Source organism: Streptomyces olivoverticillatus (assembly GCF_014203555.1).
Classification (GTDB): domain Bacteria; phylum Actinomycetota; class Actinomycetes; order Streptomycetales; family Streptomycetaceae; genus Streptomyces; species Streptomyces olivoverticillatus.
In genome coordinates this window covers 373,235-394,227 of record NZ_JACHJH010000002.1, presented here as the reverse complement: position 1 = coordinate 394,227, position 20,993 = coordinate 373,235, and the positions used below count along the sequence as shown (strand labels likewise).

General features: G+C 72.4%; 17 protein-coding genes and 1 tRNA gene. 7 read left to right on the top strand and 11 right to left on the bottom strand.

Features of this window, described 5'->3' with window-relative positions; genetic code table 11:
- Positions 1-48 precede the first annotated feature (48 nt).
- From FHS39_RS07070 to FHS39_RS07045, 6 genes are all read left to right on the top strand, one after another.
- Positions 49-1,371: a coiled-coil domain-containing protein gene (locus FHS39_RS07070; protein ID WP_184347377.1), complete on the top strand. Its 1,323-nt coding sequence runs from the start codon at positions 49-51 to the stop codon at positions 1,369-1,371.
- A complete protein-coding gene (locus FHS39_RS07065; protein ID WP_184347375.1) occupies positions 1,368-3,902 on the top strand; it encodes a serine/threonine-protein kinase in 2,535 nt (844 codons plus the stop codon). Before FHS39_RS07070 ends, FHS39_RS07065 begins: the two co-directional genes overlap by 4 nt.
- A gap of 3 nt (positions 3,903-3,905) precedes the next feature.
- Positions 3,906-5,057 (top strand): protein phosphatase 2C domain-containing protein, encoded by a 1,152-nt coding sequence (locus tag FHS39_RS07060; protein ID WP_184347373.1) that lies wholly within the window; start codon positions 3,906-3,908, stop codon positions 5,055-5,057.
- 111 nt (positions 5,058-5,168) lie between these two features.
- A complete protein-coding gene (locus FHS39_RS07055; RefSeq protein ID WP_184347370.1) occupies positions 5,169-6,527 on the top strand; it encodes a vWA domain-containing protein in 1,359 nt (452 codons plus the stop codon).
- A gap of 23 nt (positions 6,528-6,550) precedes the next feature.
- Positions 6,551-7,519, top strand: coding sequence for an FHA domain-containing protein (locus FHS39_RS07050; protein ID WP_184347368.1), 969 nt, complete (start codon positions 6,551-6,553; stop codon positions 7,517-7,519).
- 80 nt (positions 7,520-7,599) lie between these two features.
- Complete coding sequence (locus FHS39_RS07045) at positions 7,600-8,004, top strand: globin domain-containing protein (protein WP_184347366.1); 405 nt, start codon at positions 7,600-7,602, stop codon at positions 8,002-8,004.
- Positions 8,005-8,018: 14 nt separating this feature from the next.
- Here the strand turns inward: FHS39_RS07045 and FHS39_RS07040 are convergent, their stop codons facing one another.
- The 7 genes from FHS39_RS07040 to FHS39_RS07010 all read right to left on the bottom strand — a co-directional run bounded on the left by FHS39_RS07040 (position 8,019) and on the right by FHS39_RS07010 (position 17,073).
- Positions 8,019-8,771 carry a DUF8185 domain-containing protein gene (locus tag FHS39_RS07040; RefSeq protein ID WP_184348734.1) on the bottom strand — a complete coding sequence of 251 codons (753 nt, stop codon included), beginning with the start codon at positions 8,769-8,771 and terminating at the stop codon, positions 8,019-8,021.
- Complete coding sequence (locus tag FHS39_RS07035) at positions 8,771-9,214, bottom strand: acyl-CoA thioesterase (RefSeq protein ID WP_045933516.1); 444 nt, start codon at positions 9,212-9,214, stop codon at positions 8,771-8,773. The genes FHS39_RS07040 and FHS39_RS07035 overlap by 1 nt, the downstream gene beginning before the upstream one ends.
- 2 nt (positions 9,215-9,216) lie before the next feature.
- Positions 9,217-10,881: an energy-dependent translational throttle protein EttA gene (gene ettA, locus FHS39_RS07030; RefSeq protein WP_045933515.1), complete on the bottom strand. Its 1,665-nt coding sequence runs from the start codon at positions 10,879-10,881 to the stop codon at positions 9,217-9,219.
- A gap of 178 nt (positions 10,882-11,059) precedes the next feature.
- Complete coding sequence (locus FHS39_RS07025; protein WP_184347364.1) at positions 11,060-12,463, bottom strand: Cys-Gln thioester bond-forming surface protein; 1,404 nt, start codon at positions 12,461-12,463, stop codon at positions 11,060-11,062.
- A 237-nt stretch (positions 12,464-12,700) separates the two neighbouring features.
- Entirely contained in the window at positions 12,701-13,144 is a 444-nt protein-coding gene (locus FHS39_RS07020) for a single-stranded DNA-binding protein (protein WP_343069409.1), read from the bottom strand.
- A 222-nt stretch (positions 13,145-13,366) separates the two neighbouring features.
- Positions 13,367-15,430, bottom strand: a complete 2,064-nt coding sequence (locus FHS39_RS07015) for a GTPase (RefSeq protein ID WP_343069408.1) — start codon at positions 15,428-15,430, stop codon at positions 13,367-13,369.
- Positions 15,431-15,435: 5 nt separating this feature from the next.
- Entirely contained in the window at positions 15,436-17,073 is a 1,638-nt protein-coding gene (locus tag FHS39_RS07010) for a dynamin family protein (RefSeq protein ID WP_184348723.1), read from the bottom strand.
- 314 nt (positions 17,074-17,387) lie between these two features.
- Here FHS39_RS07010 and FHS39_RS07005 point away from each other — a divergent pair.
- Positions 17,388-17,460 (top strand) — tRNA-Arg (locus FHS39_RS07005).
- A 177-nt stretch (positions 17,461-17,637) separates the two neighbouring features.
- Here FHS39_RS07005 and FHS39_RS07000 read toward each other — a convergent pair.
- The 4 genes from FHS39_RS07000 to FHS39_RS06985 all read right to left on the bottom strand — a co-directional run bounded on the left by FHS39_RS07000 (position 17,638) and on the right by FHS39_RS06985 (position 20,864).
- Positions 17,638-19,029, bottom strand: a complete 1,392-nt coding sequence (locus tag FHS39_RS07000) for a tyrosine-type recombinase/integrase (RefSeq protein WP_067039440.1) — start codon at positions 19,027-19,029, stop codon at positions 17,638-17,640.
- Complete coding sequence (locus tag FHS39_RS06995) at positions 19,029-19,232, bottom strand: helix-turn-helix transcriptional regulator (protein ID WP_067039439.1); 204 nt, start codon at positions 19,230-19,232, stop codon at positions 19,029-19,031. Before FHS39_RS06995 ends, FHS39_RS07000 begins: the two co-directional genes overlap by 1 nt.
- A 283-nt stretch (positions 19,233-19,515) precedes the next feature.
- Positions 19,516-20,685 carry a DUF3631 domain-containing protein gene (locus tag FHS39_RS06990; RefSeq protein WP_184347360.1) on the bottom strand — a complete coding sequence of 390 codons (1,170 nt, stop codon included), beginning with the start codon at positions 20,683-20,685 and terminating at the stop codon, positions 19,516-19,518.
- Complete coding sequence (locus FHS39_RS06985; RefSeq protein WP_184347358.1) at positions 20,682-20,864, bottom strand: hypothetical protein; 183 nt, start codon at positions 20,862-20,864, stop codon at positions 20,682-20,684. The genes FHS39_RS06990 and FHS39_RS06985 overlap by 4 nt, the downstream gene beginning before the upstream one ends.
- Positions 20,865-20,993 lie beyond the last annotated feature (129 nt).

Genomic DNA, 20,993 nt, shown 5'->3' with positions numbered 1-20,993 from the left:
GCCGAAGCAGACCGAGGACGCACCGGACAGCAGCAGGAGAGGGGATAGATGGCGGTCGCGGGGCCCACCGGGCCGGCCTTGAGCCGCGAGGAGGTGGACCGTGTGCTGACGAGACTCGGCGCGGAGCACGAGGCCGTGGAGTCCTCGCTGCTCGCCCTCCAGGACCATGCCGGGCGCCGCCTGCTGGAGGGCGCTGAGCTCGCCGGCGGCACGAAGAACCGATGGGCGGCCACCGAGCAGCTGATCACACAGCTGTGGGTGTGCTTCGACGCCTACACCGACGCACTGGAGGCGGCGCGCGAGCTCCGCGGACGCCACCGCTGGCCCACCCAGAGCGAGCTGGCCGAGCTCACGGACAGGCTGTGCGGCAGCTCCCTGATCCTGCCCTCCGGGGCACCGGGGGCCACCGCGCTCGTGCTCGGCGCCTCCGCCAAGCTCAGCGAGCGGCTGAGCCTGCACGAGCTCGTCGACCGGATGAACGCCTGGTACGCCCAGGCGCTGGATGTCGTCGTCGCCGCCGACGCCGTCTGGTCGGCGCTGCCCGCCCGGATCGACCTGCTCGCAGCCGAGCTTGGGCGCACCCGGCAGCTGGCCCACTCGGTGGGCGTCCGCCCCGGCGAGCACCCTTCCGGCGACGACCTGGAGCAGATCACCCAGGAGCTCGGCGCGCTGCGGTCCGAGGTGATATCGGATCCGCTCGCCTTCTGGACGGGCGCGCCGCCCGGCTCCGGGCACGGCGGCGGCCGCCCGGACACCAGTCGCTACGACCGCGCCGCCCGCGCCCTGGACGACGTGCGCCGCGAGGTCGAGGCCGTCCTGGACGTCCGCCAGGACGCGGAGCAGCGGCTGCTGCAGGTGCGTGACGTGCTCTCGCGCGCGGACCTCACACTGGGCGAGGCCCGGCAGGCCCGCGCCGAGGTGCTCTCGAAGATCGCGGCGTCCGAGGTGCCCGCGGTCTCGGGTCCGCCCACCGTGCTGTACGAGCAGCTGGACGCGGCGGCCGAGCACCGCAGACACGCCCGGTGGCACAGGCTCTCGCCGCTGCTGGAGGGCCTGGAGCAGCGCGCCGAGGAGGAGTTGCTGCGCGCCCGCGAGTCGCTGACGGCGGTGACGGCTCCGCTGGCCGTACGGGCCGAGCTGCGCGGCCGGCTGGACGCGTACAAGGCGAAGGCGTCCCGGCTGGGGCTGGCGGAGGACACTCTTCTCATCGAGCGCTACGACGTGGCGCGGCGCATGCTGTGGAGTGCGCCGTGCGATCTGGTGGCCGCGGATTCGGCCGTGCTGCGCTATCAGCAGGCGGTGGCACAGGCGCTTGCCCCGCCCGCAGAATCCGCGGCCCGGGGGATCGGCGATCGTAGGGGGGAATCATGACGGGCGGCACCTGCCAGCGGCCGGGCTGCGACGGTTCGTACGAGGACGTCGGCGGCGGTGAGCTGTACTGCGACACCTGTGGGCTCGCCCCGGTCGTCACGCCGGGCGGGGTGCTGTCCTCGCCCCCCACGGGCGTCACCCGTGCGGGTGGCGGCAGTTCCTCCGGGGGCTCTTCGGGCGGCGGCTCGCAGGGCGGCCGGGGAAGCGGCTCCTCGTCCCGGTCGTCGTCCTCGCGCTCGGCCTCCTCCCGGCGGTCCGTCTCGGGGCGGCTGTCGAGATCGCTGTCCAAGGGCTCCGAGGCCACCGCGGCCCGTTCGGTGTCGGTGCGCAGCCGGCACTCCGCCTCCTCGGGAGCCGGCCGCAGCAAGCTCGGCGCCGGCCTGGTCACCATGCCGGGCGTGCCCCGGCCCGACCCGAGTGCCGCGGTGCTCGCCGACCCGGAGGTGCCCGAGCGCAAGCGGTTCTGCAGCAAGTCCGACTGCGGAGCGCCGGTGGGGCGTTCCCGCGCCGACCGGCTCGGGCGCACGGAGGGCTTCTGCACCAACTGCGGCCACCCCTACTCCTTCGTGCCGAAGCTGCACCCGGGAGACCTGGTGCACGGCCAGTACGAGGTGGCCGGCTGTCTGGCGCACGGCGGTCTCGGCTGGATCTACCTGGCCAAGGACCGGGCGGTGGACGACCGCTGGGTGGTCCTCAAGGGCCTGCTCGACACGGGCGACGAGGACGCCACGAAGGCCGCGATCGCCGAGCGGGGCTTCCTCGCCGAGATCGAGCACTCCAACATCGTCCGCATCTACAACTTCGTCCAGCACCTCGACCAGCGCACGGGCAGCCTCGACGGCTACATCGTCATGGAGTACGTCGGCGGCAAGTCGCTCAAGGAGATCGCCAACGAGCGCCGGCTGCCGGACGGGCGGCGCGATCCGGTGCCGGTCGAGCAGGCGTGCGCGTACGGCATCGAGGCGTTGGAGGCGCTCGGCCATCTGCACAGCCGCGGCCTGCTCTACTGCGACTTCAAGATCGACAACGTCATCCAGCAGCAGGACCAGCTCAAGCTGATCGACATGGGCGCGGTCCGGCGGATGGAGGACAAGAAGAGCGCGCTCTACGGCACCGTGGGCTACCAGGCCCCCGAATGCGCCGACGTGGGCGCGTCGATCGCCTCCGACCTGTACACGGTGGCCCGCACCCTCGCCGTGCTCGCCTTCGACTTCCAGGGCTACACCACCGTCTTCGCGGACAGCCTGCCCGACCCCGAGAACATCGAGGTGTTCTCCCGCTACGAGTCCTTCTACCGGCTGCTGGTACGGGCCACCGACCCCGACCCCGGGCGGCGGTTCGCGTCCGCCGAGGAGATGGCGGACCAGCTGACGGGCGTGCTGCGCGAGGTCATGGCGCTGCAGACGGGCAAGCCGCGGCCCGCGCTGTCCACCCTCTTCGGGCCCGAGCTCCGGGTGGTCGACACGGCCCTGTTCGACGCGGTGACGGACGACGTCTCGGCGTTGGGCGTCCGGCCGGCGGGCGGCCGCAAGGGGCTCGTCCCCGCGCAGCCGACGGCGGCCGCCACGGGCCCTGCGCAGGCCGCCGCGGCCGTCGTCCGGCCGCTGGACGCCCGTGCCACCGCCCTGGCCCTGCCGCTGCCGCTGCCCGACCCGGCCGACCCCAACGCAGGCTTCCTCGCCGGCCTGCTCGCCTCCCAGCCGGCCGAGCTCTACACCGCGCTGCAGGCGGCGCCAACCGACTCGCCGGAGCTGCGGCTGCACCGGCTGCGCGCCCAGCTGGAGCTCGGCGAGGACGGTCCGGCGGCCCAGGTGATCGCCGGGCTGGAGGCCACCCGGCCCGACGACTGGCGCACCGTCTGGTACCGCGGCGTGCACGGGCTGGCCGTCGGCGACAACGAGACGGCGGCGCTCTCCTTCGACGCCGTCTACGACGCCTTCCCCGGCGAGCCCGCCCCGAAGCTGGCGCTCGGCGTGTGCGCCGAGGTGCTGGGGCAGCTCGACAACGCCGCGGAGTACTACCGTCTGGTGTGGACGACCGACCCGAGCTTCGTCGGCGCCGCGTTCGGGCTGGCCCGGGTGCGGCTGGCCGCGGGGGACCGGCCGGGCGCGGTCCAAGCGCTGGAATCCGTACCGGAGGCATCCATTCACTACACGGCGGCACGCGTCGCGGCGGTCCGGGCCCGGCTGCGGCAGCGCTCACCGCAGGAGGCGTTGCTGACGGACCTCCAGGCCGCGGCCCGGCAGATCGAGCGGCTCGCGGACTTCGGGCTGGATGCGGTGCGGCGCGAACAGCTGTCGGCCGAAGTGCTGGGCACCGCGCTGGACTGGGTGCTCTCCGGCAGCAAGGGCGCGCCGCCCGGCGCGTCCGGCGGCCCGGCGCCGCTGCTGGGCAGCGGGCTGGACGAGCGGGGCCTGCGGTTCGGGCTGGAGCGCTCGTACCGGGTGCTCGCGCGCCTCGCCCAGCGCGGTGAGGAACGGATCGAACTGGTGGAGCGGGCCAACCGTTACCGCCCCAGGACATGGGTGTGATCGATGTCGCAACTGCCCCCGCAACCGACGGCGTGTCCCGCCTGCCACGAGCCCCTGGAGCCCGCCGACAACTTCTGCGGCGGCTGCGGGGCGGACCTGTCCGCCGTACCGCTCGCACCCGGTGAAGCGGGCCCGGCCGGGGCGTGGCGGCAGCCGGAGCGGGGGGAGGACGGGGCGCATCGCACCGCCCCCGCCGCCGGGGTGCCCGCACAGCAGGCCCCCGGCGCGTGGCCCGGCAGAGGCTGCCGGGCCTGCCGGTCGGGCATGATCGACAAAGACGGGTACTGCGAACACTGCGGGCATGCACAGCCGCGCGAACGGGATCACATGGAGCACGAGTCGGCAGGCGTCGCCGCGGTCAGCGACCGCGGCCTGCGCCACCACCGCAACGAGGACGCGTTCGCCGCGTCCACCATCGAGGCCGCGGACGGCGGCTCGACCGTCGTCGCGGTCGTCAGCGACGGCGTGTCCTCCGCGGCCCGCCCCGACGAGGCATCGGCCGCCGCCGTGGCCGCCGCGCACGAGCTGCTGGCCGGCGCCCTGGCCCAGGGCACGGCCCCGCGCGAGGCCACCCACCAGGCCGTCCTGCGGGCCGCCGAGGCCGTCGCCGACCTGGCCACCCCCGGCCACGAGCCGCGCGAGCACGACCGGCCGCGCCAGGAGAACGCCCCCGCCTGCACCATCGTCAGCGCGGTCGTCACCGGCGACCTGCTGACCGTCGGCTGGGTCGGCGACAGCCGCGCCTACTGGGTGCCCGACGACCGCACCACCCAGCCCGCCCGGCTCACCGAGGACGACTCGTGGGCCGCCCAGATGGTGGCGGCCGGCCTGATGTCGGAGGCCGAGGCCTACGCGGACGAGCGCGCCCACGCCATCACCGGCTGGCTCGGCGCCGACGCCTACGAGGTCGTGCCGCACACCGCGTCCTACCACCCCGACCGGCCGGGCGTGGTGATCGTCTGCACCGACGGGCTGTGGAACTACGCCGAATCCGCCGAGCAGATGGCCGCCGTCGTACCGCCCGACGCCCGCACCCGGCCACTGCACTGCGCCCGCCGCTTGGTGAACCACGCTCTGGACGGAGGGGGCCACGACAACGTAACAGTGGCAGTACTGCCGTTCCCGGTCCGGCCCGAAGGGGCAGTATCGGCCTGACGGCCCGAGCGTCCACGGGGGGATCCACATGCGGTGTCGCGAACGGCACCGCATGGCCGTCCGCCCGCTGCTCGCCCGTATGACCACGAGGTGTACGAAGGAGCGGATCAGATGGCCAACTTCTCCAAACCGATGGTGCCCCGGTTCGCGGTGGAGGTGTATCAGAATGTCAACCTCCCCGAGGGGGGCCGGGAGGTCAACGCGATCGTCACGGTCACCTCCACCGGCGGGGGCACCACCGGGGAGACGCCACTGCCCTCGCTCTCGCCCGGGTCCGTCCCCCTCCCGGGTTACGACCCGGACGCCGCCGTCGTCATCATGGTCGACTGCTCGGGCTCCATGGACTACCCGCCCGCCAAGATGCGCAACGCCCGCGACGCCACGGCCGCCGCCGTCGACGCCCTGCGCGACGGCGTCGCCTTCGCCGTCGTCGCCGGCACCCACCAGGCACGCGAGGCCTACCCCGGCGGCGGGCGGCTCGCGATAGCCGATGCCACGACCCGCGCCCAGGCCAAGGAGGCGCTGCGCAAGCTCAGCGCGGGCGGCGGCACCGCCATCGGCACCTGGCTCCGCCTGGCCGACCGGCTGCTGTCCTCCTCCGACGCGGCGATACGCCACGGCATCCTGCTCACCGACGGCCGCAACGAACACGAGGAGCCGGACGCGCTGCGCGCCTCGCTGGACGCGTGCGCCGGCCGGTTCACCTGTGACGCGCGGGGGGTGGGCACCGACTGGGAGGTCAAGGAGGTCACGGGCATAGCCTCGGCGCTACTGGGCAGCGCCGACATCGTCGCCGATCCGGCCGGGCTCGCCGCGGACTTCACGCGGATGATGGAAGCCGTGATGGGCAAGGAGGTCGCGGACGTCGCGCTGCGGCTGTGGACCCCGCAGGGGGCCGAGGTGCTCTTCGTCAAGCAGGTCGCCCCCACGGTGGAGGAGCTGACCGACCGCCGCCGCGAGTCCGGGCCGCGCGCGGGCGACTACCCCACCGGCGCATGGGGCGACGAGTCCCGCGACTACCACGTGTGCGTACGCGTGCCCTACGCCCACGTGGGCCAGGAGATGCTCGCCGCCCGCGCCTCGCTCGTGCTGCCCACTCCCGACGGCTCGTCACCGCACGTGCTGGCGCAGGGGCTGATCCGGGCGGTGTGGACGGACGACCTCGAAGCGTCGACGGCCATCAATCCGCAGGTCGCGCACTACACCGGCCAGGCCGAGCTGGCCCAGGCCATCCAACAGGGCCTGGACTTGCGCAAGTCGGGGGACGTCGACGGGGCCACCGCGAAGCTGGGCCGGGCCGTGCAGCTGGCCAACCGCTCAGGGCACGAGGACACCGCGAAGCTGCTGGCCAAGGTCGTGGATGTCGTCGATGCGGCGAACGGTACTGTGCGCCTGAAGTCAAAGGTCACGGAAGAGGCGGAGATGACGCTGGAGACGCGCTCCACCAAGACCGTCCGCGTCAAGAAGTAACGCCAGAGGGGGAATCGACCGTCATGCCGACCTGCCCGAACGGCCACCAGTCGGGTGCCGAAGACTGGTGCGAGGTGTGCGGCCACCGGATGTCGGTGGCGGCCACGCCCATGGGGGCCGCGCCCCCGCCGCCCGTACCGCCCGCCCCGCCGGGCACCGGCGGCTACGGCTATCCCGCCGCAGGTGACCCCACCATGCAGGCGGAGCTGTGCCCGGAGTGCCGTACGCCCCGCGAGGCGTCGGCGCCCTTCTGCGAGGAGTGCCGCTACAACTTCCTCACCCACTCGCCGACCTCGTACACCCCGCCGCAGTCGCACGGCTTCGAGTCCGCGCCGCCGCCGTCTTCGCAGCACACCCAGCACCCGCCGGGCTTCGAGTACCACGGCTCCCGGCCGTCGCAGATCAACCGCCCCGCCGAGCAGCTCGTCCCGCAGGGGCCGGCGCACACCTTCGGGGAGGAGGACTGGGTGCTGACCCCGCCGGGCTCCGCCCAGGCCGCGACGCCCTACCCGTACGAGCCCGGTCCGCACCCGGCGGAGAGCGGCCCCCAGGCCGTACCGCCGCAGACGCCCGGCCCGGCCGTCGGCGTCGGCTGGGTGGCGGTCGTCGCGCCCGACCGCGAGTACTTCGTCTCGATGATGAACCGCAGCGGCCCCGAGGCCGCCGGGCTGAACCTGCCCACCTACACCCCCGAGCTGCAGTTCCCGCTGGCCGGGCACCAGGTGACCATCGGGCGGCGACGGCACAGCACGGGCGAGTCCCCCGACATCGACCTGGCGCGGCCCCCGGAGGACCCGGGCGTCTCGCACCAGCACGCCATGCTCGTCCAGCAGCCGGACGGCACCTGGGCGGTCGTCGACCGGGACTCCACCAACGGCACCACGATCAACGGTTCCGAGGAGCCCATCCAGCCGTTCGTCCCGGTGCCGCTGCACGACGGGGACCGGGTCCATGTGGGGGCGTGGACGACGATCACGGTGCGCCGCGGCTGACGGGCGGGGCCGGCGCCCGTGCACCGGGCGGAGGTCCTGGTCCGGCAGTCCTCGGCCGGGGGGTCTGAGACCATGGTGGGGTGAATGAGATTCCGCGCGGCACGCTGTCGGAGCAGACCTTCTACGAGCAGGTCGGCGGCGAGGAGACCTTCCGGCGCCTGGTCCACCGCTTCTACCAGGGGGTGGCCGGGGACCCGCTGCTGCGGCCGATGTACCCGGAGGAGGACCTCGGCCCGGCCGAGGAGCGCCTGGTCCTGTTCCTGATGCAGTACTGGGGCGGGCCCCGCACCTACAGCGAGAACCGCGGCCATCCCCGGCTGCGGATGCGGCACGCGCCCTTCGCCGTGGACCGGGCCGCGCACGACGCGTGGCTGCGGCACATGCGGGACGCCCTGGACGAGCTGGGGCTCGCGCCCGAGCTCGAACGGCAGCTGTGGAACTACCTGACGTACGCCGCCGCCTCCATGGTCAACAGGGCCGTCTGAGCGGCCCGGTGGCGTCAGGCGGGCATGACCGCCAGATCGCGCAGACCGCCCGTGCGCACGGCGATCGAGCCGTAGGGGGTGCTCAGGCGCAGCCAGCCGCGGGCGGCGAAGAGCGCCAGGGGCTGCGGGGCGAGCGCCGTCCCGCCGCGGGCGCGGTGCAGGCTCGCGCCGGCGGCCGCCATCTCCACGGGCCGCAGGAAGCCCAGCGCCTGGGCGGCGTGCACCGCGCGCAGGGGGAGGCCGGTGTCGCCCAGGGTGCGGGACCAGATCTCGCGGCCGATGCGGTCGCGCTCGGCGCGGGTGCGCCGCTGCTCGGGCAGGGCCGCGTCCCGGCTGCGGAATTCGGCCACGGCGGCGGCGACCGTGGCGCGCACGGCCTCCGGGCCGGGCAGGCCCTCGACGCGCTGCCAGCCGCCGCGCGGCGGCAGCACCCCGGCCCACGGCGGGCCGGTGACGGCTTCGGGCACGACGACCGGCAGGCCGCCGCCTTCGGTCGTGCCCTCGGCACGGGCCGCATCCAGCGCGTCCACCAGCTGCCCGGCCGAGACCGTGACGTCGAGCGGGCCGGCGCCGCCGGTCTCCTCGCCCGCCAGCCGCGCGGTGCGGACGGCGAGGACCTCGAAGGACGGGGGGCGGCCGAAGACGCCGAGCACCCCGCCGCCCGCCTTGAGGCGGACGGCGGCGGCACGGTCGTAGTGGATCAGCCGGGCCAGGAAGGCGGCCAGATCGGCCGCCTCCCCGGCGTCGGCGAAGCACAGCCGCTGCATCATGCGGCGACGGCCTCTTCGGCGGAACCGTCCGCGGGCTCGTCCAGGAAACCCTTGAGGATCTCCTTCTCCTCGGCGGTCACCCGCCGCGGACGGCCCGTGGACAGGTCGACGGGGACGACGACGGTGGTGGCCCGTACGTACGTCTGCTGCTCGTCCTTGATCTCGTACGAGACGGTCATGGACGCGGCGCCGACCTTCGTCACCCACGTCTCGACGGTCACCGGCTCGGGCCGGTGGACCAGCGGACGCAGATAGTCGATCTCGTGGCGGGCCACGACGGACCCGCCGGTGAAGGAGCTGTTGCCCTCGCCCGGCGCCATCCGGTGGATGAAGTCGATCCGCGCCTCTTCGAGGTAGCGCAGGAAGACCGCGTTGTTGACATGGCCGAAGGCGTCCATGTCGGACCAGCGCAGCGGGCAGGAGTAGAGGTGGCGCGCCACGGTCAGCCCCGGGTCAGCTTCTTGTAGGTGGCACGGTGCGGACGGGCGGCGTCCGGGCCGAGCCGCTCGATCTTGTTCTTCTCGTAGGACTCGAAGTTGCCCTCGAACCAGAACCACTTCGAGTTGCCCTCGTAGGCCAGGATGTGGGTGGCCACTCGGTCCAGGAACCAGCGGTCGTGGGAGACGACCACTGCGGCGCCGGGGAAGTCGAGCAGGGCGTTCTCCAGCGAGGAGAGGGTCTCGACGTCGAGGTCGTTGGTCGGCTCGTCGAGGAGGAGCAGGTTGCCGCCCTGCTTGAGGGTGAGCGCGAGGTTGAGGCGGTTGCGCTCACCGCCGGAGAGGATGCCGGCGGGCTTCTGCTGGTCCGGGCCCTTGAAGCCGAACGCGGAGACGTACGCCCGCGAGGGCATCTCGACCTGGCCGACGTTGATGTAGTCCAGCTCGTCGGAGACGACGGCCCACAGCGTCTTCTTGGGGTCGATGTTGGCGCGGGACTGGTCGACGTAGGAGATCTTGACGGTCTCGCCGACCTTGATGCTGCCGGAGTCCGGCTTCTCCAGGCCCTGGATCATCTTGAACAGGGTCGTCTTGCCCGCACCGTTCGGGCCGATGACGCCGACGATGCCGTTGCGCGGGAGGGTGAAGGACAGGTCGTCGATGAGGACCTTGTCACCGAAGGCCTTGGAGAGGTTGTTGACCTCGACGACCACGGAGCCCAGGCGCGGGCCCGGCGGGATCTGGATCTCCTCGAAGTCCAGCTTCCGCATCTTGTCCGCCTCGGCGGCCATCTCCTCGTAGCGGGCGAGGCGCGCCTTGGACTTGGCCTGGCGGCCCTTGGCGTTGGAGCGGACCCACTCCAGCTCTTCCTTGAGGCGCTTCTGGCGCTTGGCGTCCTTCTGGCCCTCGACCTTGAGGCGGGAGGCCTTGTTCTCCAGGTAGGTGGAGTAGTTGCCCTCGTAGGGGTGGGCGCGGCCGCGGTCGAGCTCGAGGATCCACTCGGCGACGTTGTCGAGGAAGTAGCGGTCGTGGGTGATCGCCACGACGGTGCCGGCGTACTTGGCCAGGTGCTGCTCCAGCCAGTTCACCGACTCGGCGTCGAGGTGGTTGGTGGGCTCGTCGAGCAGCAGGAGGTCGGGGGCCTCCAGCAGCAGGCGGCACAGGGCGACGCGGCGCTTCTCACCACCGGAGAGGTTGTTGACCTGCCAGTCGGCGGGCGGGCAGCCCAGCGCGTCCATGGCCTGCTCGAGCTGCGCGTCGAGGTCCCAGGCGTTGGCGTGGTCGAGCTCCTCCTGGAGCTTGCCCATCTCCTCGAGCAGCGCGTCGGAGTAGTCGGTCGCCATCAGCTCGGCGATCTCGTTGAACCGGTCGAGCTTGCCCTTGACCCCGGCGACGCCGTCCTGGACGTTCTCCAGCACCGTCTTGGACTCGTCGAGCTCCGGCTCCTGCATCAGGATGCCCACGGTGTAGCCCGGCGACAGGAAGGCGTCACCGTTGGAGGGGTGCTCCAGGCCGGCCATGATCTTGAGGACAGTGGACTTACCGGCACCGTTGGGGCCGACCACACCGATCTTCGCACCGGGCAGGAAGCTCAGCGTCACGTCATCGAGGATGACCTTGTCGCCGTGCGCCTTGCGCGTCTTGCGCATGGTGTAGATGTACTCAGCCAAGAGAAACCGTCCGGCAGTCGAGAAGGGCCAATGTGCGGCTCCGCCGCGTGAGGGCAGATACACCCCATCTTGCCGTACCGGTACCCCTGGGCGGAAACGGGTTGTGGCCGACAGGCCGGTGATCGCCCGGCGATCCGGCCCGTCGGCCACGGGCGCCCCTACGGGGCGCGGCCCGTCCTTACTCGCCCGTTGTCTTCTTCTTACGGAGGAAGAAGACCGCCGCGCCGCCGACCACGACCAGGGCGGCCGCGATGCCCGCGATCATCGGGGTGGCGCTGCTGCTGCCGGTGGTGGCGAGGTCACCGCCGGTGGCGCCGCCGGTGCGGGAGCCCGAAGCGGGGACCGGGGTGCCGGACGGCGAGGGGGTGCCGCCCGATCCGCCGGTGGTGCCGGTCTCGGCCGTCTTGCAGTCCAGGATTCCGGTGAAGGTCTTGGTGAAGCCGTTCGGGCCGTTGATCGTGATTTTGTACGCCTGGTCCTCGGCGACCTTCACGAAGACCTTCTCGGAGCCGCCGGGCTTGACGGTGTTCTTCTTGCCGTCGAGCTCGAAGGTGAACGCCTCGTCGCCCTTGTTGTCGGCGGTGATCTCCACGCCGCCCTTGGCGCAGTCCTTGCGGGCGCTGACCGCCGGTATCGCACCCTTCTTCGCCCAGTTCGCGGTGGCGCCGGCGGTGACCGTGCTCTCACTGGACCCGGCCAGGATCAGCGTCTGGGTCTTGGTGTGGTCGCCGATGAAGGCGCGGCCGACGGGGACCTTGGTGGCGGCGGTGGCCTTGAGCGAGGCGGAGCCGTCCGGCGTGCCCGCCGGGACGTCGAAGTAGAGCTCCTCGCCGTTGGCGGTCGAGGTGACCGGCTTCCCGGACTTGTCGACGATCTTCACGTGCTGGGCGGCGGCGTCGGTGGAGGTCACGGTGACGCTGCTCGCGTTGGTGTGGACCGTGACGGGGCCGAGCTTCTGCCCGGACTTGCCGGAGACGGCCGGCGGGGTGAGCGTCAGCGAGGCCTTGGGCTCCTCGATGTCCTGGGCGCTCTTGTAGAGGTAGTCGGCGAGCTTCTCGGCCGCGGGGTCGCGGGCGTCGACGTTGACGTTGTCCGAGTAGCGCCAGATGGCGACCTGGGTGCCGGCCGCGGCCGTGTTGGCGTCGAGGGTGCCGGCGCCGGAGTCCTTGCCGAGGGCGGCGAGGTCGTTGACCTGCGGGTAGGAGTGCTGGAGGATCCAGCGGATCTTGCCCGCGTTCTTGTTGTCGTGCAGGGACGACTCGTCCCAGCCCGCTTCCTTGTACTTCGCGCCGTCGACGGTGTTGGTGAGGATGTCGATGCAGTACGTCTGCAGCGTGCCGCCGCCGTCGACCTTCATCTCGAACAGGCCGGCCAGGACGGGCCCGGTCTTGCGCCGGTCGTGCACCACGGCACCCCCGCCCGCCGTGATCCGGCCGAGCGTGGCGGTCACGCCGCCCTGGTTCTGCGGGGCGTCATCCGCCGCAGCCGGGCCGGCCGTGGCTATCGCGCCCGCGGCGGCCAGCCCGCACACCAGGGCCGCCCCGGTAAGGCGGGCGAAGCCGCGCCTCTTTACAGAGTTCATGGATTTCCTTTCGGGCGAGCGCCGATGGCACGGAGTTCACACATCGACCACGCGCATGCGCCTCGCTGGGCAACTCAAAACTCAGAAGCCCCCGTTGCTATGGACCGGATCTTAAAGAGCACGCCGAACACCGGAACCACGCATGCGTTCGCGGAACCGATCCGAATCGGAATCGTTATCGGCCGGACCGGGCCTGACCTGGGATTATCGACATATCGCCAGGACAAACCCCACATTTCACAGGGCTGTTGCCGCGCTCACCGGTCGAGGTGTGCCCCCGCTGCCCCCACCGGCCGCTTCCGCCATCCGTACCGGCTCCACCGGCAGCGGCCTGGCCGGTGACACTCTGCGAAAGGCCGAGGTACCGCGAGTGAGATCATGCCCGATCGACACGGCGTCAATGTCCGCGGACAGCCAGCGTTTCCCCTCGCGCTCCTGTTCCTGAATTCTCAACTTTCCCTGGACGATCAGCGGTTCGCCGATGGAAACCGAGGCCACCACATTGGCCGCCAGCATCCGCCACGCCCACACGGTGTAGAAGCTCGTGTACGCGTCCGCCCATTCCTCCCGGGCGCGGTCCCAGCGGCGCACCGTCGCCGCCAGACGGAAGCGGGAGACGGCCGAGCCGTTCGCCGCTTCCTTGAAGTCGGGCTGGGTGGCCACGTTGCCGACGACCGTCACCAATGTTTCGTTCACCGTGAAAACGCCTCCCCCGTGCGGGGCCGCGAGAGCGCTGGGGGCTCACCGCGGCCTTGCGTGAAGCTCATTGCGTGACGCTCATGGTGCCCGGAGAGCGCCATGGCCCGCTGGGGGCTGTGGACCACCGCCCGGTTGTGGACAACTCCGCCACCCGAAGGATTGCTTCCGGCAGCCACAGGCCACTTCCGCCCCACCCGACACGTCCTACGCTTCACCCGCCGCAATCACGTACTGGGCCCGTACCTCCCGGTACCGCAACAGCTCGGCCGCCACCGGCTCCAGCACCCGGGCGCGCCCGCAGCCGCCGGCCGCCCCGCGCAACTGCCGCTCCGTCTCCTGCCCGTGCCCCCGCGCGGGACCACGCGCGGCCACCCGGCAGCACCACGCCAGCAGCGGCCCGCCCGCCCCGCCGCCCACCATCAGCACTCCGGGCACCCACCACGGCCCGCCGAACCCTCCGAAGGCCGCCCCCACCAGCCACACCGCCCCCATCAGTTGCAGCGCAGACAGCACGCCCTGCCCCGCCGCCACCATCGCCCACCACCGGGGCCGCACCATCCGCTCGGCCCGCCGCTCGGCGGCCGCCGCGGCCACGTCGTCCAGCGCCTCCGCCAGGCCCTCCGCCCCGCGCCCGGCGGCCTCCCGCACCGCCTGCGCCCACGGTCCGGGCAGGCCGGCCGACGCTTCGTAGGCCAGGGCCCGTACCGCCTGTTCGACCAGCGGCCGGGACGCCGTCCGCCGGGGCGGCGGCAGGGCACCGAAGATGCCGGAGACGTCCATGGTGTCGGCGAGACCCGCACCGAGCGCACCCACCGCGCTGCCCGTACCGCCCGTACCCTCCGCACCAGCCATCCCTACAGCCGCACCCTCTCCCCCGGCCGATCCCCCGGCCGATCCCCCGGCCGACCCCGCGACCGACCCCCCGCTGTCGCCCTCCGCCGCCCCACCCGCAAGCTCACCGCCGACCGTGTCGAAGTCACCGACCGTCTCACCCACACCTCCGGCACCGCCTCCCCCGCCCAGCACCGCCCGTACGCTCCCCCACCACGCCAAGCGCCCCCTCCCACGCTCCCCGTACCAGCCGCTCGCCCGCGACCAGGCCGTCCCGCACGCCCGCTCGGCGTCCCGCAGCCAGGCGCGCTCGGCGGCCAGCCCCGCCGCCGCCGCGCCCACCGCCTCCGCCAGCCTGTCCTCGAACTCCTGCCGCGCCCGCTCGGTCAGCCCCGGCCGCCCGTCGGCGACGTATGCGGGGCGCAGCCGCGCCGAGACACCGTCCACGTCCGCCGTCAGCCGCAGCTCGGCCGCGCTGTGCCGGGAGGCGAACTGGGCAAGCATGTCGCGCAGTTCGCCCACCCCCTCCCCCGTCAGCGCCGACAGGGCCAGCACCGCCGCGCCCGGCTCGCCGTGCTCGCCGAGCGCCAGCCCGTCCTCGTCCAGCAGCCTGCGCAGGTCGTCCAGCACCTGGTCGGCGGCGTCGGCGGAGAGCCGGTCCACCTGGTTGAGAACCACGAAGGTCACCTCGGCGTACCCGGCCAGCGGCCGCAGATACCGCTCGTGCAGCACCGCGTCCGCGTACTTCTCCGGGTCCACGACCCAGATCACCGCGTCCACCAGGCCGAGCATCCGGTCGACCTGTTCGCGGTGGCCGACCGCCGCCGAATCATGGTCGGGCAGGTCGAGCAGGACGAGCCCGTTCAGCCCGGGGTCGTACGGACGGGCGGGCTGGCGGCGCACCCGGCCGGGCACGCCCAGCCGGTCCAGCAGCCCGTCGGCCCGGTCGGTCCAGGTGCAGGCGACCGGGGTCGCGGTCGTCGGGCGGCGCACCCCCGCCTCCGAGAGCTGGGCCCGGGCCAGCGCGTTGAACAGCGTCGACTTGCCGCTGCCCGTGGAGCCCGCGAGCGCCACCACCGTGAGGTCGAGCGAGCAGCGGTGCCGCGCCGCGGCCTCCTCCAGCACCCGCCCGGCCTCGGCGAGCGTGCGCCGGTCCAGCCGCGCCCGGGACAGCCCGACCAGCTCACGCAGGGCGTCCAGCCGGGGCCGGAGCAGCTGCCCGGCGGGGGAGACGGTGGTGCGGGGCGTGGCGGGGGCAGGGGGGCGCACCGAGGGGGCCAGGTGCTCGGGCAGGGGTGGTGAGCAGGGTGCGATGGGGAGCTCGGTTGTCTGAACGCGCTGGATGGGTTGGATGGGTTGGACGCGGCGTGCGATCAGGCCGTCGTTCCAGGCCCGGTCTCCGCCGTCGGCCGAAGGCGCGGCCGTCACTTCTGTCACCTCTGTCACCTCTCTTTCTGCAGTACGGACAGTGCGGCAATGAGCTCGACCTGGTGGTCGGGGGTCACGTCGAGGGCTTCGAGGGGTGCACTCCTGCGCTCCCGCTCGGTGTCGAGCACGCCTTCCAGGGAGTCGGCCAGCAGTTGCCCGCCGCGGTCACGCAGTCGCAGCGCGCGCATCGCGCCGAGCGTCTCGGCCAGCGTCTCCCCGGCCTTGCGGGCCCGGCGGCCGCCCAGCAGCGCCGCCGCCAGCAGCGCGGCGGTCCGCTCGGCCTCGTTGCCGCGGTCCCGCTCGGCGGCCCTGACCTCCTCTTCCGCGATCTCTTCGAGACAGCGCCGCCAGCGGCGTACGGCGACGCCGATCCGGCCGGTGGCGCCGTCCGGATCGCGTGGGGCGAGCGCGGTCCCGGCGATGGCCGCGGCGGCCGGGTCCATGGCGCAGGCCGCCGCGATCTCCTCGTCTGCGGCATCGGCGGCGCAGGTCAGCAGGGCGATGAGGGAAGCGGTCAGGGCGCCGAGCAGTTCGTCGGGGGTGCTGTCGTGGGGATGCCCGCGCCAGTGGGTCAGGGCGTCGCCGGCGAGCGCCTCGCCCGCGGTCACCTCCCGCCGGACGCGCTCGACGGCGCGTCCGTACGCGTCCTCCACGCGCTGCAGCAGCCGGACGGCCGCCGCGTGCTGGACGGCGGAGGCCCCGGCGAGGCCGGGCAGCCGGGCCCCGAGCGAGGACAGCACTCCGGCGGCGGTACGGGCGGTGGCGACCGCCCGCGCGGCCGGGTCCTCGGCGCGCTGGGTCAGCCAGGCGCGCAGCCCGGCGACGGCGGTGGCCGGGAGCAGCCCGCTGCCGTCGGCGGACTCGGGGAGTTCGGGGACGGTGAAGCGCGGCACGTCCCCGAGGCCCGCGCTCTCCAGCAGCGCCCCGTACTGCCGGGACACCTCCGCGGCGACCTGGTGCGGCACCCGGTCCAGCACGGTGACGAGCGTGACGTCGTACTCCTTGGCGGTCCGCAGCAGGTGCCAGGGGACGGCGTCGGCATACCGGGTGGCGGTGGTGACCAGCACCCAGACGTCGGCGGCGCAGATCAGGGAGGCGGCGAGTTCGCGGTTGCGGGCGACGAGGGAGTCGATGTCGGGGGCGTCGAGGAGCGCGAGGCCGCGCGGGAGGGCGCGGTCGGTCTCGATGCGCAGACTGAGGGGCGCGTCCTCGGCCACGGGCTCCGGCGCGATCGCCTCGTCCAGCGCCTCCGCCTCGTAGGCCGCTGCCGCGCCCTCGTGGGCCGGCACCCAGACGCGCTGGAGCTTGGGCAGCACCCGGGGTCCGGCGAACCAGTGGTGATCGTCGGGATGACACACCAGAACTGGCGTGCGGGTTGTCGGCCGCAACACGCCCGCCTCAGTGACCCGGCGCCCCACCAGCGAGTTGACCAGCGTGGACTTGCCGGCCCCGGTGGACCCCCCGACCACCGCCAGCAGCGGGGCTTCGGGGGCGCACAACCGGGGCACCAAGTAGTCGTCGAGCTGGGCCAGAAGCTCAGCACGGTTCCGTCGGGCGCGCGAGGCGCCGGGGAGGGGGAGCGGGAAGCGTGCGGCGTCCACGCGATCACGCAGTGCGGAGAGCGCGTCAAGCAGTCGGGGCCGTACGTCCAAGGTCGCCACACGTGCAGAATGCCCAATTCTGGTGTGTTTTTGAAGCGTATAGCCCCTGGCGCGCGAGGCGTGGCGAATGGGGCGCAGGCGGCCCAGGCATAACGAGTAGACAACACCCGGCAACTGGGGCGTCAAAAACGATGCGAAATTCGCACCTGCCTGCGATTATCAGGACCGCTTCACCGAACCTCCACATCGTGTCACGGAGGTGAAGCAACCGGGACGAGGTACGCGGAGCCCTATCCTTGTCCCCGGCAAGGTCACGGCACCACCGAGCCCGGGGCTTCAGCCGTCCGCGACCGCCGCACACACCGGCCCCCGTAGCTCAGTGGATAGAGCAGGCGCCTTCTAAGCGCTTGGCCGCAGGTTCGAGTCCTGCCGGGGGCGCACAGCCTCAGCCCTCCCTCCGGGAGGGCTTTTTGCTGCTCAGGGCAGATGCAGCCACACGCAGGAGAGCGCCGGACCGTCCCCCAGTGATCGTGGGGAGGGTCCGGCGCTGTCCGGCTGTCACCGGGTTTCTGCGGGTGGCTGCGGTGAATACGCGGAGAAGTTCTCCGGGCGCCGTCAGGCGGTGTCAGGCAGGTTGGGAAGATCCCCGCGAGCCAAGATCCGCTGTTTGAGGTCCCGGAGCTGCCCCGAGATGCACCGGGCGTAGATGGCCAGCAGCACGGGGACGCTGTTGCCCGCCCACTCGGCCACCTGCGCCGGCGGGATGCCGTCGTTGAGCCAGTTGGTCAGGCAGGTGTGCCGGAGGTCGTACACCCTCTTGCCAAGCGGCGAGGCGAATTCCTCCGGAGAGAGCACTTCCGCGCGAGCGGTGCGCCACGCTCGGCGGATGACCGAGCCCGCGAGCATGCCGCCCTTCTCGCCCTGGAACAGGAGATCTCCCGGCTTCAGGCTCTCTGCCTTGATGTGCTCGCGCAGGATCCGCGTCAGCGACGGGTGTCCCGGTACGACGCGCGTGTCGTCCGAAGCGCGTCCCTTCAGCCCGCGCTCTTCGTGGATCCCGCCGTCATCCGTCCAGTTCTTCCCGACCTCCGGCTGAGCCGTGTGGAACAGCAACTCGCACCACTGGTCTTCGGCGTTCTCGGCAGGCAGGCGGACGTCCGCAACGCCCATCGCCACAACCTCCTCCGGGCGGGGCCCGGCGTAGTACATCGTGGCGAAGAAGGCGTGCAGCCGCTTGCCACCACGCGAACGCCGACGGACCCACCCCAGCAGGCGCGCCGCCTGCTCCGGGTTGAGCAGAGACCTCTTGTCGACCGCGGACGACGTCTTGGGCGCCGCCCCTCTCCCCTTCGGTAGAGGATTCGCCCGCAGGATCCGGTGCTTGACCGCGTACTCCATGGCCACGTTCAGGATCCGTCGGTTGCGCTTGACGGAGCTTGCCGCGGCGCGCGTGCCGTCCAACTTCGAGTCAACGGCCCGGAGCACTTCGTCAACCTTGGCGGGGTCCTCCCATGCAGCCATGGTCAGGGTGTTGCGCTCCACCCACTTCAAGATGGCGGCCATCTCGAGTGGAGCGTCCTCCCTGCGCCGCGTGTTGAACGCGAACTCCCGCAGCGCCGTGCGCACGTCGACCGGCCGGAACGTGGTCGGCTGGGTGCGCAGCAGAGCAACGGTGGTAGCCATGAGCGCCTTGGACGTGTTCTTGCGGTTGTTCCCGCCGGTCCGGTGCCATTGAGCGTCCGCGAACTGGACGGCGAAGTCATACCAGTTCACCGCGCTCGCCCCGGACTGATGCGAGATGGGGCGCCCCGTGGCGAGGCTGAATGCCTCGCCACGGCGCGTCGCGCTGACCAACTCGGAGCGGAAGGCGTCCGCCAGTGCCTTCGTGTCGAACGGCGCTCGCCACTCCTTGCCGTCCAACTCCCATCGGACGGTGTGGGTCGTCTTGCGCTTGCCCTTGTAGACCGCCGACTTCCAGATCTTGACGCTGTACGTCATGCCGTCCATCAGGCAGCGTCCTCCCGGTCGTCCAACCAGTGTTCGTAGTCGCTGCGTCGGACCCGGATGTCACCGTTGGGCAGCTTGATGCAGCGAGGGGCGCGCCCCTTCGCGCGCCAGTCGTAGAAGGTGGAGCGCGAGATCTTCAGGTCCTTGCAGATCTCCGCGAGCGTGAGCTTGTCGTCTCGCGGCTGGTACGCGGCCGTCGTCACCGCGTGCTCCTCTCATGGGTCCGGACAGCCGCGCCACCCCGCAGGGGGCGTCACGCTGTCCCATGTGGGCCACAGAGCGGGGAGAACCGGGTTCCGGCTCCCCCCGACAGATCCGCTACTTCCGCTACCTCCGCTACCTCCCTGGTCAGGGGAATGATCGAGGTAGCGGATAGGGGCAGCGGTAGCGGATGGATCCGCTCCCGGCCCCGGGACGGTGGCCGCGGGGCGGGTAGCGGATGAGGCGCGGCGGTAGCGGATGCGGAGCACGCATCCGCTACCGATTTCAGGGCTCTGACCTGCCCGGTAGCGGAGGTAGCGGAAGTAGCGCACTTTCCGCGGGGGGCGGGCAGTAGCGCTGCCACGCGTCGTGAAGGTCGCTCGCGTAGTAGCCCTTCATGACGCTTCCGCCGGTCTTGATGTTGCGGGCCGCGATCGGGGTGTTGTCCGCGGTGACGTACTCGCGCAGCATCCGTGAGAGCCCGCGGGCGTCCAGGGGCTTGCCGCTCATGTCCGCCCACGGCGCCTCTTCGAGGCTGTGGAGCCGGTCCAGAATCGCGACGGTGGGCAGGCGATCGATGCCGTTGAACACGTAGTCGCGCAGGTCGGTCAACAGGCGGATGCCCATGCTGCCCTTGTCGCTGGTCTTGGCCGCGTTCACCAGCTCAACGCACGCGCCGCGGGCCCGCTCCGGCCACGCACCGCCGGCCGCCTCCGCGACGGCCAGCAGGGGTTCCCACACGTCCGCAGGCCGGTCGCTGATGCCCTCCGGGAGTTGCGGGAACACCCCGTCGACCAGGTGGCGCACGGACTGTGCCCAGTTGGCGAGCCGGTCACGCAGCGCGTGGCCCTCCTTCTCGTGGATGCGCTGACGGAACGGCTCCACGCTCTCGTTCGGTGCGCGGCGCCGCATGCGGACGATGACGGAGCGGGTCAGGATCGTGTCCGGCAGCGAGCCGAGTCCGGCGACCGCGACGGCGCAGAACGACGGGAACTCCTGTACCTGCTGGTTGGCGCCGTCGCCCACGCACCGCCACATGACACCGGAGCGCCGGTGACCGGCGTTCAGGAACCCCCGGAGCTGTTCGTTCTCTCCGGCCTTGGGCCCGAAGACGGTGTCGATCTCGTCGAAAAGGATCGTGGGCCGTCCCTCCATCCCGGAGACCGCGCGGAAGAGAGCGGACGCGGACGCGTTGACCGCGACCATCGGGTACGGCACGAGGGTTTCCACGATCTCCAGCGCCCGGGACTTGCCGGATCCCGGCTCCGGGGAGAGGAACGCGATGCGCGGGGTGGAGTCGAAGCAGTCGAGCAAGTGGGCGTGCGTGTCCCACAGCGTGACGGCGACGTACGCGGCGTCGAGGGGGAAGATGTTGAAGCGACGGTGGAACGCTTCGACCTCATCGAGCAGTGCAGCGCCGTCGGTGGGCGGTGTGGTCGTCTCGGCGCTGGTCACGCGGCGTTCCTCCCTTCCTGAGTGGTGCGGAGCGGGCAGAGGTCTCGGTGGGCTTCGTGGTCGGCGATCAGGGCGAGCACGTTGCGCTGCCCGATGGCGCTTACGTCCCGGCCGCACAGGCACTTCGAGGTGGCCGTGGGGGTGGCGCCGCGCGGGGCGCGGATGTGGAGCCAGGCCACGGGGAAGCGCCCGTCACCGCCGGTCGGGCCGCTGGAGTGCTGCTCGGCGGGAAGGGCTGAAAGGACGCCCTGACGGGCGGCCTTTCCTTGGCCGCACCCCTGAGTCGGGCGTACCGCGCTGGTGGCGGA

Coding starts and splice junctions, on each gene's coding strand:
- FHS39_RS07070 (WP_184347377.1), top strand. CDS start 49: ATGGCGGTCGCGGGGCCCACCGGGCCGGCCTTGAGCCGCGAGGAGGTG.
- FHS39_RS07065 (WP_184347375.1), top strand. CDS start 1,368: ATGACGGGCGGCACCTGCCAGCGGCCGGGCTGCGACGGTTCGTACGAG.
- FHS39_RS07060 (WP_184347373.1), top strand. CDS start 3,906: ATGTCGCAACTGCCCCCGCAACCGACGGCGTGTCCCGCCTGCCACGAG.
- FHS39_RS07055 (WP_184347370.1), top strand. CDS start 5,169: ATGGCCAACTTCTCCAAACCGATGGTGCCCCGGTTCGCGGTGGAGGTG.
- FHS39_RS07050 (WP_184347368.1), top strand. CDS start 6,551: ATGCCGACCTGCCCGAACGGCCACCAGTCGGGTGCCGAAGACTGGTGC.
- FHS39_RS07040 (WP_184348734.1), bottom strand. CDS start 8,771: ATGCAGCGGCTGTGCTTCGCCGACGCCGGGGAGGCGGCCGATCTGGCC.
- FHS39_RS07025 (WP_184347364.1), bottom strand. CDS start 12,463: ATGAACTCTGTAAAGAGGCGCGGCTTCGCCCGCCTTACCGGGGCGGCC.
- FHS39_RS07000 (WP_067039440.1), bottom strand. CDS start 19,029: ATGGACGGCATGACGTACAGCGTCAAGATCTGGAAGTCGGCGGTCTAC.